The organism is Namhaeicola litoreus (genome assembly GCF_042679565.1).
In the GTDB taxonomy this organism is placed as follows: Bacteria; Bacteroidota; Bacteroidia; order Flavobacteriales; family Flavobacteriaceae; genus Namhaeicola; species Namhaeicola litoreus.
Map to the genome: position 1 here is coordinate 34708 of NZ_JBHTMY010000002.1, position 12585 is coordinate 47292.

The 12585-nt window shown below is 36.4% G+C and carries 13 protein-coding genes; 9 read left to right on the forward strand and 4 right to left on the reverse strand.

Going from position 1 to position 12585, the window contains the following annotated elements; translation table 11 throughout:
• Positions 1-198: a hypothetical protein gene (locus ACFQ39_RS02010; protein WP_377175918.1), complete on the reverse strand. Its 198-nt coding sequence runs from the start codon at positions 196-198 to the stop codon at positions 1-3.
• Between the two features lie 119 nt (positions 199-317).
• Between ACFQ39_RS02010 and ACFQ39_RS02015 the strand changes: the two genes are divergently transcribed.
• Entirely contained in the window at positions 318-1205 is an 888-nt protein-coding gene (locus ACFQ39_RS02015) for a dienelactone hydrolase family protein (protein ID WP_377177520.1), read from the forward strand.
• Here ACFQ39_RS02015 and ACFQ39_RS02020 read toward each other — a convergent pair.
• Positions 1197-1856: a uracil-DNA glycosylase family protein gene (locus ACFQ39_RS02020; RefSeq protein WP_377175920.1), complete on the reverse strand. Its 660-nt coding sequence runs from the start codon at positions 1854-1856 to the stop codon at positions 1197-1199. The genes ACFQ39_RS02015 and ACFQ39_RS02020 overlap by 9 nt on opposite strands.
• A gap of 136 nt (positions 1857-1992) precedes the next feature.
• Here ACFQ39_RS02020 and ACFQ39_RS02025 point away from each other — a divergent pair, with 136 nt between their 5' ends.
• Entirely contained in the window at positions 1993-3180 is a 1188-nt protein-coding gene (locus ACFQ39_RS02025; protein ID WP_377175921.1) for a phosphoglycerate kinase, read from the forward strand.
• A gap of 109 nt (positions 3181-3289) precedes the next feature.
• On the forward strand, positions 3290-4330 hold the full coding sequence (locus ACFQ39_RS02030) for an NADP(H)-dependent aldo-keto reductase (RefSeq protein ID WP_377175923.1): 1041 nt from the start codon (positions 3290-3292) through the stop codon (positions 4328-4330).
• Between the two features lie 174 nt (positions 4331-4504).
• Here the strand turns inward: ACFQ39_RS02030 and trpS are convergent, their stop codons facing one another.
• Positions 4505-5473, reverse strand: coding sequence for a tryptophan--tRNA ligase (gene trpS, locus ACFQ39_RS02035; protein WP_377175925.1), 969 nt, complete (start codon positions 5471-5473; stop codon positions 4505-4507).
• Positions 5474-5589: 116 nt separating this feature from the next.
• On the opposite strand from trpS, the gene ACFQ39_RS02040 reads away from it, so the two are divergent.
• Together ACFQ39_RS02040 and trhA are read left to right on the forward strand one after the other, a co-directional pair.
• A complete protein-coding gene (locus tag ACFQ39_RS02040; RefSeq protein ID WP_377175927.1) occupies positions 5590-6324 on the forward strand; it encodes a lysophospholipid acyltransferase family protein in 735 nt (244 codons plus the stop codon).
• 23 nt (positions 6325-6347) lie between these two features.
• The gene (gene trhA, locus ACFQ39_RS02045; RefSeq protein ID WP_377175929.1) at positions 6348-7001 is read left to right on the forward strand and encodes a PAQR family membrane homeostasis protein TrhA; all 654 of its coding nucleotides are present in this window, start codon (positions 6348-6350) and stop codon (positions 6999-7001) included.
• Here the strand turns inward: trhA and ACFQ39_RS02050 are convergent.
• Positions 6998-8158, reverse strand: coding sequence for a DNA polymerase III subunit (locus ACFQ39_RS02050; protein ID WP_377175931.1), 1161 nt, complete (start codon positions 8156-8158; stop codon positions 6998-7000). The genes trhA and ACFQ39_RS02050 overlap by 4 nt on opposite strands.
• A 141-nt stretch (positions 8159-8299) precedes the next feature.
• Between ACFQ39_RS02050 and ACFQ39_RS02055 the strand changes: the two genes are divergently transcribed.
• The 4 genes from ACFQ39_RS02055 to ACFQ39_RS02070 all read left to right on the forward strand — a co-directional run bounded on the left by ACFQ39_RS02055 (position 8300) and on the right by ACFQ39_RS02070 (position 12585).
• Positions 8300-8530, forward strand: coding sequence for a ferredoxin (locus ACFQ39_RS02055; protein ID WP_377175933.1), 231 nt, complete (start codon positions 8300-8302; stop codon positions 8528-8530).
• Between the two features lie 91 nt (positions 8531-8621).
• Entirely contained in the window at positions 8622-9788 is a 1167-nt protein-coding gene (locus tag ACFQ39_RS02060; protein ID WP_377175935.1) for a PSP1 domain-containing protein, read from the forward strand.
• Position 9789: 1 nt separating this feature from the next.
• On the forward strand, positions 9790-10296 hold the full coding sequence (locus ACFQ39_RS02065; protein WP_377175937.1) for a gliding motility lipoprotein GldH: 507 nt from the start codon (positions 9790-9792) through the stop codon (positions 10294-10296).
• Positions 10297-10299: 3 nt separating this feature from the next.
• The gene (locus ACFQ39_RS02070; RefSeq protein ID WP_377175938.1) at positions 10300-12585 is read left to right on the forward strand and encodes a penicillin-binding protein 1A; all 2286 of its coding nucleotides are present in this window, start codon (positions 10300-10302) and stop codon (positions 12583-12585) included.

Consider the following 12585-nt stretch of genomic DNA (forward strand, 5'->3'; position numbering starts at 1 on the left):
TTATTTAGATTTTAAAAATTGCCAAACAGATATTCCTGAAAACATTGCAAGTATGGGGTAGATAAACAATAGATCAGCCCGAATAACAGGATCTGAAGGGGGTAAACTTTTTGCCCATATCCATACCATCAATTCCCAAACAACATATATGATCCACAAGGTGATGGTAATCCATTGAAATTTCGTGAACTTTTTCATCATATGAGAATTGATGCGTATAAAAATAATAAAATATATGGTTTAAGAGTTAAAGCGGAAATAAACAGTTTTACGAATAATTCTTATATTAAGCTCAAATTTAACTTAATCCCTACATGATGAAAAAACTGACCAAAGAAGATATTAGCCAAGAAGTATTTGATCTCTACGATGATTATGCACACAATAAACTCGATAGAAGACAATTTATAGAAAAACTATCCCTTTATGCGATCGGCGGAGTAACGGTTGCTTCCTTGCTCGGTTTTATGATGCCAAAATATGCAGAATCTGTCTTAATTAAGTCCAATGATCCTCGTTTAAAATCTGAATTCATCAAGTATAATTCTCCAAAGGGAGGAGGTGAAATCAAAGGGTTATTATCTCAACCGGCAGATGCGAAAGTTAAATTACCGGGGATAGTGGTGGTTCATGAAAACCGAGGTCTCAATCCCTACATAGAAGATGTAGGAAGAAGGGCAGCATTAGAAGGATTTATCAGCTTAGCCCCGGACGCTCTTTCTCCACTAGGGGGATATCCGGGAAACGATGACGAGGGAAGGGAGATGCAAAGGAAAAGAGACAGAAATGAGATGTTAGAAGATTTTATTGCGGCTTATATCTATTTACAAAATCATCCAGATTGCAATGGGAAAATTGGCGTAGTTGGTTTCTGTTTTGGAGGATGGATCTCGAATATGATGGCAGTTAAAATTCCAACATTAGGCGCAGCAGTACCTTTTTATGGCGGTCAGCCAACAGCCGAAGAAACTGCACAAATAAAAGCACCACTGATGTTGCAGTATGCAGGTTTAGACACCCGCGTCAATGAAGGCTGGCCTGCTTACGAAACCGCTTTAAAAGAAAATAACGTAGAATATACCGCCTTTATTTATCCGGAGGTAAACCATGGTTTTCACAACAATACAACACCGAGATATGATAAAGATGCGGCGGACCTGGCTTGGAGTCGAACCATAGAATTCTTTAAAAAGAAATTAGGGTAAAAAAACTAGTTTGTATTGCGCGATCCTAAAATCCATCACAGAATAATTAGGATCATTTGATTTTTTCAGTTTATACAAAAATGTATTTCCTATGGCTCTATTGGCGGCGCTCGATGGAGAAATGAGCATGTAGGCTTTTATTTTACGTTGATTTATTGAGAATTCTAAAGTTTTGATGGAATTTTCAGTCAGAATTGAAACGGGAATATTATGACTTTGAAGATGTTTTTTTAGCAAATACCCGGGTCCGTTAAGAGACATTCCTCCCATTAATAGCAACCTATTGATCGAGGTGTTTTCTTCTAAAACTTGCACTAAATTGCGCAATTTAATGTTTTTCATTCCCAGATCCGAAGCATCTATTTTTTCCCTTTCACAAGAATCTACGATATCACAAATGCCCATTCTATTTTTCTGTAAGAATGATTTTCGCTGGTAAATGGCGCTCTCGTTATTTTCAAACGACAATTCCAAGTGAAATATCTCATTTAGAATTGGCCAAAGTAAACCGTATTTACTTCCGTAGCAAAAGTCCACATCATCTTCAAAAAGTTGGCCCACAGAAAACCGATATGGTGGCAATGTACCAACAATTAAACTATCTGTGTGAATGGGTAGAAAAACAGGATAAGGATGTCGATGAAAAATCACGATGTTTAAATAAACGTTTACATTTAAAAATTAACAAGATAAGTAGAAAAAATTGAAGGAAACTATTGAATTAACTGATTTTTCTCAGCGATGAGGCTTCAATTTTTGTTACATTTGTATTCCTAATTTTTAAAAGATGAAAACACTCGACAGCATAAATTTCGAAAACAAAAAAGCACTTATTCGCGTAGATTTTAACGTTCCTTTAGATGAAAATTTTAAAGTGACAGATGCAACCAGAATAGAAGCCGCCAAACCAACTATCATTAAGGTTTTAGAAGATGGCGGAAGTGTCATTTTAATGACGCATTTGGGCAGACCTAAAGGTAAAGACGAAAATTTTTCTTTGAAACACATACTTGGAAAAGTATCAGAAATCATTGGTGTAAAAGTGAAGTTTGCAACAGATTGCATTGGCCAACCGGCAGAAACAGCTGCAGCCAACCTGCAAAATGGTGAAGTATTACTATTAGAGAATGTGCGTTTCTACAAAGAAGAAGAAGCAGGAGATGTGAATTTTGCGAAGAAATTGGCTGCCCTGGGTGATGCGTATGTCAATGATGCTTTTGGAACAGCACACCGTGCCCATGCTTCTACCACTATTGTTGCTCAATTTTTTCCTGACGCAAAGTGTTTTGGCTATTTAATGGCCAGAGAGATTGACGCCTTAAATACAGTTTTGAACAGTGATAAAAAACCTGTTACCGCTATTATTGGTGGGGCAAAAGTCTCTTCCAAAATTGATGTCATGATGAACATCATGGAAAAAGTAGATAACATTATTATTGGCGGTGGAATGGCCTATACTTTTGTGAAAGCCCAAGGCGGCAAGATTGGCGAGTCTATTGTGGAAGATGATAAAATGGAAGTGGCATTGGATATTATTGAATTGGCGAAAAAAACCAAAACGAGATTACACTTTCCTATTGATGTAATTGCTGCTGATGCTTTTAGCGAAGATGCCAAAACACAAGTTTGTCCAATTAACGATATTCCAGATGGATGGATGGGATTAGATGCCGGTCCTAAATCTAATGTCGGTTTTTCTTTTGTCATCGCCGATTCTAAAACGATTTTATGGAATGGTCCGGTAGGCGTTTTTGAAATGGATAAGTTTGCCAAAGGAACCATTGAATTAGGTAATGCCATTGCAGACGCAACCGAGGAAGGAGCTTTTTCTTTGGTAGGCGGGGGCGATTCTGTAGCAGCTGTAAAGAAATTTGGTTTTGAAGATAAAGTGAGCTATGTTTCTACCGGTGGTGGAGCCATGTTAGAAATGTTGGAAGGAAAAACGCTTCCGGGAATTCAAGCCATTTTAGATTAAACACTTAGACTGTTAATAAATATAATTCTTATGAAAATTCCGGTTCTTCCGGAATTTTCCTTTTTCAAGGTAATCATGTTTTGTATTTTTGTTCCCAAAATTCTTTATCATGAAATATAGTTTTATCCCAAATACAAATATCGAAGTTAGTAAGATCTGTTTAGGCACTATGACTTACGGACAACAGAATACTGAAGCGGAAGCACATGAGCAACTGAACTATGCGGTTGAAAGAGGTGTCAATTTTATAGATACTGCCGAAATGTATTCTATCCCAGGCAAAAAAGAAACTCAGGGAAGTACAGAAAGATATATCGGTTCATGGTTAAAGGATCAAAAAAGAGAAAATCTGGTTGTGGCAACCAAAATTACAGGACCTAACATTCCATACTTTAGCTACATCAGAGATGATATGAGGTATACTAAAAAGAATTTACAGGAAGCTTTGCACAATAATTTAAAAAGACTGCAAACTGATTATGTAGATATCTATCAATTGCATTGGCCGGAAAGAAATGTAAATATGTTTGGGCAAAGGAACTACAAACACAACCCAAATGACCCCTGGAAAGAAAATTTTAAGGAAGTTATCGAAATTTTAGATGGGTTTGTAAAAGAAGGCAAAATAAGACATTATGGTGTTTCGAACGAAACGCCCTATGGTGTAATGAAACAACTTCAAACCAGCGAAAAATATGAGCTGACAAGATGTAAGACCATTCAAAATTCTTATTCTTTGCTCAACCGGATATTTGAAATTCATTTGGCCGAAATAAGTATGCGCGAAAATGTTGGTCTTCTCGCCTATTCTCCATTGGCTTTTGGTGTGCTTACCGGTAAATATTTAAATGGTCAGAAGCCTGAAGGTTCCAGATTAAAATTATTTCCTCAATATGCCCGATATAGCAATCCTCAAGCAACAGAACAAACCAAAGCGTATAAGAAATTGGCAGATAAATTAGGCATCAGTCTCACCCACTTGAGTTTGGCCTTTGTGAATCAGCAGCCTTTTGTTACCGGGAATATTATCGGCGCTACAACCATGGAACAATTGAAGGAAAATATAGACAGTATTAATGTAGAACTGAGTACGGAAACTTTAAAAGAGATTGATCGAATTCAGGAATTGAGTCCGAATCCAGCACCATAAATTTATTCTTTTTCTAGTAAAAATAGATCCGACAATTGAGATACCTATGTCAATTTTTTGAGATACCTATGTCAAATATTTGAGAAAGGTATGTCACTTTTTTGAGATAGGTATCTCAAATTCCTGACATACTTACCAAAAATTAAACCGTAATATTTTTGAATTGAAAATAGTTTAATAACCTAACTTTGTTCTCACCCTCGATAGCACTCCATCAGCAACTACGTGAGCTTTTTTTGCACCGATAGCCAGCGCTTTGTCGATTTCTGAAAGGTTACTCATATAATAAATATATTTTTCTCTTTCAGCAGAGAACTTCTCGATCAGCAATTCAAATAAAGCTTGTTTGGCATGACCGTAGCCATAATTTCCAGCGAGGTATTTAGTCCTCATTTCGTTCGTTTGCTCCTCTGTAGCCACCAATTTATACAAAGCGAATAAATTACAAGTATCCGGATTTTTTGGATCTTCCAGTGGCGTAGAGTCTGTTTTGATCTGCATGATCTGTTTGCGCAATTGTTTATCCGGTAAAAAAATATCGATGATGTTCCCCTTGGATTTGCTCATTTTTTCTCCATCTGTACCAGGAACGTACATGGTGCTTTCCTGAACTTTAGCAGCAGGCAGAACAAGTGTTTCTCCCATTTGATGATTAAATCTGCTAGCCACATCGCGAGCCATTTCCAAATGTTGTAACTGATCCTTTCCAACAGGAACTACATCGGCATCGTAAATTAGAATATCTGCTGCCATCAGCATAGGATAAGTAAATAAACCAGCATTTACATCCTCTAATCTGTCTGCTTTATCTTTAAAACTATGGGCAAGTGTCAATCTTTGATAGGGATAAAAACAACTCAAATACCAGGTCAATTCTGTAACCTGCGGCACATCGCTTTGTCTGTAGAAAACAGTTTTGTTTACATCCAATCCAAAAGCGAGCCAAGTGGCAGCTGTACTATAGGTATTGGCTCTTAAAGTTTTAGCATCTTTAATTTGCGTAAGGCTATGCATATCAGCAATAAACAAAAACGACTCTTGATCGGCATTCTTTGCCATTTCAATTGCAGGTATGATAGCTCCTAATAAATTTCCCAAATGCGGAGTTCCTGTACTTTGAACTCCTGTTAAAATTCTTGCCATATCAAAGATTTAGGTGCAAAAATAAAGCGAATTTTTAGTTCTGCAATGATAAATTCAAACGGATAATTAAACTATAATTTACTTGGATATCACGAAATATTCTACCTTTGGACGTGATGAAATGGATCTACTATTTTTTCGTTTTGCTATGGAGAATTTGGTTTTACCTTTTATGGTTAGTGACCATTTTAGCTGCATTACCCGTTTTGATCATCGTTATTTCAAGAGAGAAATGGTATCCCATATTTTTCAAAATTGCCAAATACTGGGCCAAAACAATTTTGTTCTTAATGGGTTTTAAACCAGTCATTACTTTCGATCAAAAAATGGATCTCAATAAAAGTTATGTCTTTTGCCCAAATCACACATCAATAGTGGATATTTTGTTAATGCTTGTTATTTCGGATAATCCCTTTGTTTTCTTAGGAAAGAAAGAGCTTTCTAAAATACCTGTCTTTGGTTATATTTACAGAAAGACCTGCATCATGGTTGATCGAAATAACAAAACCAATACGAACAGTGCATTTACAGAAGCACAACAACGACTTGCCAACGGTTTAAGCGTCTGTATATTCCCTGAAGGAAAAGTTCCTGATGATGAATCAATCATTCTTGATAAGTTTAAATCTGGTGCATTTAGATTATCACAAGAATTTGAAATCCCAATTGTTCCTATTACTTTTTTCGATTGTAAAAAAAGGTTTTCTTATACCTTTTTTAGTGGAGGACCTGGGGTATTAAGAGCAAAAATTCATTCCTTTATTCAACCAAAAGGCAAAACGATAGAAGAACTTCAAGAGGAAACTTATGAGGTGATCTATTCCTCCTTAAAAAATGATTTATCCGCCTAAATCAGACCAGAAATACACATGTTATGACTAAAGACCCTAAATATTACGAACCAAAAGAGGAAAAACTAAATGTTTTCACGCATGCTATTGGTCTTATTTTAAGCATTATTGCTTTTTTCTTGCTCATCAATTATGCCAGTGATAGGGGCTCTGTATGGCATATCAGTAGTTTCGCCATTTTCGGGGCAAGTCTGATCGTACTTTATTCAGCGTCAACCGCATATCATTACGTGAAACAGCCAGGGTTAAGAACCAAATTAAACATTTTAGATCATGCCGCTATTTATGTGCTCATTGCGGGAACCTATACCCCATTTTGCCTCACGGTCCTTCCCAAAAGAATTGGATGGACCCTGTTTATTGTTTCATGGACGATAGCCCTTGTTGGAATTGTTTTCAAACTTTTTTATACCGGAAAATACGATAAGATCTCTACCATTGCCTATGTCTTGATGGGTTGGATCGTTATATTCGCCATTAAGCCACTGATAGAAAACCTACCTTTGAAAGGAGTTATCTGGCTTTTTGCAGGCGGCCTATTTTATACCATTGGAGCTATTTTATACAGTATGAAAGCACTTCGATTTAACCATGCCATATTTCATGTATTCGTTTTGCTAGGAAGCTTTTGTCATTTTATGTCTATCTTTTTCTATGTACTTCCAGAAAAACACTAAACTTTTGCTTCTTTTTGATGTAAAAGTCGAGTGAGTTGCATAGAAAGATCCAACAAAATAATTTTGGCGTTTCCGTTGCGCTCTATGTGGTAGATAGCTTCATTTAAAGCCTCATTAATACCAATAATATTGCCTCCATGCACAAAGGGTGCAAACTTCTTTATATGAAAATTCTTATCGGTGGGCTCATAAAAAACAAGAGATCCTGCTTTGTAATTTTCCATCAAAGCTTGTCTAAAAAATTGCAAACAATAGAGAAGAAATCTTTTCTGGGTTTCTCTTCCAGTCTTTGCAATTTCATCACTCCAACCGATTAGATCCTGGATAACCGCTGCATTACCTTTGGCCTTAAAAGCAGTTCTCACCCAAAAAATAAACCAATTTTCAAAGGTGAGATCATTTGCATCGTTGTGCAAAATATGAACTGCATTATTGTAATTACCATTAGAACGGTTAGCAATTTTTGCTGCTAAAAATTCATCTACCCCCTCTTTCTGCACCAAAGCTTGTTGTATATCAAAATCACTTAAAGATCTGAATTGAAGCAATTGACACCTTGATCTGATCGTGTTAATAATCTGTTCCTCTTCTTCAGCGATCAAAATAAACAGCGTATCTTTTGGGGGCTCTTCTATTAACTTTAATAATTTATTGCTGGCTGAGGTATTCATTTTCTCTGCCATCCAAATAATCATAATCTTATACCCCCCCTCAAACGATTTAAGAGACAATTTTTTCACAATACTCTCCGCTTCATCAACACCAATCTGCCCTTGCTTATTTTCAATCCCTAACGTTTGATACCAGTTAAAAAGAGTTCCATAAGGAGATTTTAATACAAATTTTCGCCATTCTTCTAAAAACAGATCGCTAATCGGGTGGTCTTTTACTTTATCGGTTTTGTTTACAGGAAATACGAAATGAAGATCAGGATGAACCAGCTTATCGAATTTTACATGGCAAGCATGACAGCCAGATTCATCTTTTTGCGTTTTTGGATGACATAAAATATAGCGGGCATAAGCAACAGCAAGAGCCAAAGCGCCACTTCCGGAAGGAGCAACAAATAATTGGGCATGAGGAATTCTTCCATTTTCTACTGATTGTATGAGATGGTTTTTGATATTCTGTTGCCCAATAATGTCCTTAAAATGCATGCTGCAAAATAAACAAAAACAAGGCATTTTAGCATAATTAATGAACTATTTATGAGAAAATATGTATTCAAAGGATTCGATAAAAAACAGTACTTTTGCCGAAAATCAAAACAATTCAATCTCGCTTATAACATTTGAAGAATGGTCATTATCACACTGCAACGAAATAAATGTATCGGCTGTAACTATTGTGTGGAATTGGCTCCAAAACAGTTTCAAATGTCGAAGAAAGATGGGAAATCGGTATTGTTGCACGCGCAGGAAAAAAAAGGTTTTCATACCCTAAAATCTCCTGATCAATCAATTTACGAAGACAACATCAAAGCCAAAGAGGCTTGTCCGGTAAAAATCATTAGTGTGAAACTAACTTAAGTATTTCACTTTAGGTGAGATTGAGTATATTTACCTTTAATTTTGGAAAAAGCCCATGAGGTTTTTTACCTTAGCAAAAAAATGAAATTATATGAGCTGTACATCATGCTCTTCTACTATAAACGGCATTCCGAAAGGATGCAAAAGTAACGGAAGCTGTAATTCTGGGAATTGTGGTAAAATGACGGTAGTTGATTGGCTATCGAACATGACGCTGCCATCTAATCAAGAAAAATTTGACCTTTTTGAAGTGAGATTCAAAAACGGTAGAAAAGCATTCTATAGAAATGCAGACAATCTGAGCATACAAATGGGCGATGTCATTGCAGTGGAAGGAAATCCCGGACATGACATTGGTGTTATTTCTCTAGCAGGAGAATTGGTAAAACTTCAAATGAAGAAAAAGGGTGTCGATCAAAAATCCAAAGAAATTTTAAAAATATATAGAAAGGCATCACAGCGCGATATCGACATTTGGATCGAAGCAAGAGATAAGGAATTAGATGTGCAGAGAAAATCTCGATTGATTATTGGAAGACTAGGGCTTTCTATGAAACTTTCAGATGTTGAGTATCAGGGAGATGGCACAAAAGCTACTTTTTATTACACTGCCGATGACCGCGTAGATTTTAGACAATTAATTCGAGAATTGGCCGGAACATTTGGTATCAGAATTGAAATGAAACAAGTTGGATTGCGACAAGAAGCAGCAAGATTAGGTGGTATAGGTAGTTGTGGTAGAGAACTATGTTGTTCAACTTGGCTCACTGATTTTAGATCTGTAAGTACTTCGGCCGCACGTTACCAACAATTATCGCTCAATCCGATAAAATTAGCTGGTCAATGTGGTAAGTTAAAATGTTGCCTCAATTATGAACTCGATTCTTATTTAGATGCACTCGCTGATTTTCCTAATACAGATTTTAAATTGTTTACAGAAAGAGGAAGGGCCTCTTTTCAAAAAATGGATATCTTCCAGCGTTTGTTATGGTATGCTTACGACGAAAATCCTATACAATGGCACAAACTCACCGTTGATCAGGCCAATGAGGTAATCGCTCAGAACAAAAAGAAGATTAACCCGCCTAATTTGGAAGATTTTTCATTAGAGTTAGAAAGTGTTTCTGTTGAGCAAAAGTTGTTTACAGATAACGTAGGTCAAGATAGTATTACGCGTTTCGACAAGCCAAAAAACAAAAATAAAAAGCGAAAAAATAATAAACGAAGACGCCCACAAAATAAAAATCAAAAAAATTAAGATGTCGTTAACAAGTATTTCTCCTTTTAAAGGCACTTTTGTTATTCTTATGTTGTCCTTTTTATTTTTGTCATGTGAAAAGAATTTAGTTTTTGATCAGTTTCAATCTGTAGATCAAAATAAATGGCAAAAAGATTCGGTCTTAAATTTTATTTATGAAGCAAAAGACACCTTAAGTAAGAACAACATTTATGTAAATTTGCGAAATAACAAAGATTACGAATACAGCAATTTGTTTTTAATTGTAGGGATTGACTTTCCCAATAATTATCAAATCATTGATACCTTGGAATACGAAATGACTACCCCCGAAGGCAGGTTTTTAGGAACCGGAATCTCTGATGTTTTAGAAAACAAATTAGAATACAAAACCAATGTTAACTTTCCTGTTTCGGGTAATTATACCATTCATGTGCAACACGCAATGCGTAAAAGCCAAGAAATTGAAGGCCTGAAGTATTTAAATGGCATCACAGATGTGGGCATACAAATTGAAAAATTAGAGTAAATAATGGCAAAAAGTAAGAAAAAACCATCTCCTTCAAAATATACAAAATGGCTATGGCGCCTGTTTCTTGGAGGTTTAATTTTTGGAATTTTAATGTTTATTTTTGCTTCATTGGGCCTATTTGGGAAATTGCCCTCATTTGAAGAACTGGAAAATCCTGAAAATAATTTAGCGACTGAAGTCATTTCTATTGATGGTAAAACTTTAGGGAAATATTATCGCGAGAACAGAACCCCTGTAAAGTTTACAGAATTACCTCAAAATCTAATCGACGCTTTGATTGCCACTGAAGATGAACGTTTTTACGACCATTCCGGTATAGATGCAAGAGGTACGGCAAGAGCTGCATTAACATTGGGAAAAGGTGGAGGTGCCAGTACCATTACCCAACAATTGGCGAAAATGCTCTTTACCAAAACAGCTTCAGGAAATATCGTTAAGAGATTGTTGCAAAAAGTAAAAGAATGGGTGATTGCCATCCGTTTAGAAAAACAATACACCAAAAACGAAATCATTACGATGTATTTTAACAAATATGATTTTGGGCATAATGCTGTGGGAATTCGTTCTGCCGCTAGAATTTATTTTGGTAAAGAGCCTAAAGAACTAAATCTAGAAGAATCGGCGATGCTTGTGGGGATGCTAAAAAACTCTTCCTTATATAACCCAATGCGCAGAGCAGATATGGTAAAAGATAGAAGAAATGTAGTTTTTAATCAGCTGTACAGAAATGATTTTATAGATCAAAGTGAAAGGGATTCCTTAAAAACATTGCCCTTAAAATTGGATATCAATTTAGAGGGCCATAGCGACGGAACAGCAACCTATTTTAGAGAGTATTTGAGAGATTTTATGAAATCTTGGATAGAAGAAAATCCAAAGCCAGACGGTTCTAGCTACAATATCTATAGAGATGGGTTGAAAATATACGTAACACTCGATTCGCGTATGCAAAAATATGCAGAAGAAGCTGTAGAAGAACACATGAGTAATCTTCAGGGTATATTTAATGAGGTACAATTAAAAAACAAGACTGCTCCGTTTTATGATATCGATCAAGACGTAGTGAACCTCACTGTTGATCAAGCGATGAGAAGAAGTGAACGTTGGAGAAAAATGAAAGCGGCGGGAAGTTCGAAAGATGAAATATTAGCTTCTTTTGATGCGCCTGCGGAAATGAATGTTTTTTCTTGGCGAGGTCAAATAGACACTATTATGACCCCAAGAGACTCAATTCTGTATTACAAAAAGTTTTTACAAACCGGCCTTTTGTCGATGGATGTAGAAACGGGTCATGTAAAGGCCTGGGTAGGTGGAACAAACTACAAGCATTTTCAATACGACCATGTAAAACAAGGAAAAAGACAAGTCGGGTCAACATTTAAACCATTTGTATATGCCACGGCCATCAATCAATTGAGAGTATCCCCCTGCGAGGAATTCCCCAACACACCCTATACTATCCCTGCTGGGAAATATGGTTTGTTAGAAGACTGGACACCAAAAAATTCAAGTGGCAAGTATGGCGGAATGCTGAATCTTAAAGATGCCTTGGCAAATTCTGTCAATGTGGTAACAGCCAATCTCATGGATCAGGTTACACCGAGCAACGTTGTGCAATTGGCCAAAAGTTTAGGAGTGACCTCAGAAATTCCCGAAGTACCTGCTATTGCGCTTGGTTCGGTAGACCTTAGTTTATATGAAATTCTGGCTGCACTCAATACTTTTGCGAATAAAGGTATGTACATAAAACCATTGATGATCTTAAGAATAGAAGACAAGAATGGAACTGTTTTAGATGATTTCTATCCGGAAACAAAAGAGGTAATGAGCGAAGAAATTGCTTATACCATTATCAATCTATTAGAAGGAGTTACTGAAAGCGGATCAGGCATAAGACTGCGCACCCAAGGGGCAAAATATCCTAATAATATTGCCACTGGCTATCCTTATAAATTCACCAATCCTATTGCCGGAAAAACAGGAACTACCCAAAACCAATCTGATGGATGGTTTATTGGTATGGTCCCTAACTTGTCTACCGGAGTCTGGGTAGGTGCAGAAGACCGTTCTGTGCATTTTCCTGATCTGGGCAGGGGTCAAGGTGCTTCTATGGCCTTACCGATTTGGGCTTTATACATGAAAAAATGTTATAATGACAAAAGTTTAGAGGTGAGTAAGGATGAATTTGAAGAGCCGGAAAACCTGACTATTTCTGTTGATTGTAAGAGTTTTAAGAAAGATTTGGAAAAAAGTGAAACAGGATTAGAAGGTGAAATAGATTTTTAA

Bases quoted from the DNA above. Each gene is read 5' to 3' on its own strand.
- ACFQ39_RS02015 (WP_377177520.1), top strand. From the start codon at position 318: ATGAAAAAACTGACCAAAGAAGATATTAGCCAAGAAGTATTTGATCTC.
- ACFQ39_RS02040 (WP_377175927.1), top strand. From the start codon at position 5,590: ATGAAATGGATCTACTATTTTTTCGTTTTGCTATGGAGAATTTGGTTT.
- ACFQ39_RS02050 (WP_377175931.1), bottom strand. From the start codon at position 8,158: ATGCATTTTAAGGACATTATTGGGCAACAGAATATCAAAAACCATCTC.
- ACFQ39_RS02010 (WP_377175918.1), bottom strand. From the start codon at position 198: ATGAAAAAGTTCACGAAATTTCAATGGATTACCATCACCTTGTGGATC.
- ACFQ39_RS02065 (WP_377175937.1), top strand. From the start codon at position 9,790: ATGTCGTTAACAAGTATTTCTCCTTTTAAAGGCACTTTTGTTATTCTT.
- trhA (WP_377175929.1), top strand. From the start codon at position 6,348: ATGACTAAAGACCCTAAATATTACGAACCAAAAGAGGAAAAACTAAAT.
- ACFQ39_RS02025 (WP_377175921.1), top strand. From the start codon at position 1,993: ATGAAAACACTCGACAGCATAAATTTCGAAAACAAAAAAGCACTTATT.
- ACFQ39_RS02060 (WP_377175935.1), top strand. From the start codon at position 8,622: ATGAGCTGTACATCATGCTCTTCTACTATAAACGGCATTCCGAAAGGA.
- ACFQ39_RS02055 (WP_377175933.1), top strand. From the start codon at position 8,300: ATGGTCATTATCACACTGCAACGAAATAAATGTATCGGCTGTAACTAT.
- ACFQ39_RS02030 (WP_377175923.1), top strand. From the start codon at position 3,290: ATGAAATATAGTTTTATCCCAAATACAAATATCGAAGTTAGTAAGATC.
- trpS (WP_377175925.1), bottom strand. From the start codon at position 5,473: ATGGCAAGAATTTTAACAGGAGTTCAAAGTACAGGAACTCCGCATTTG.
- ACFQ39_RS02070 (WP_377175938.1), top strand. From the start codon at position 10,300: ATGGCAAAAAGTAAGAAAAAACCATCTCCTTCAAAATATACAAAATGG.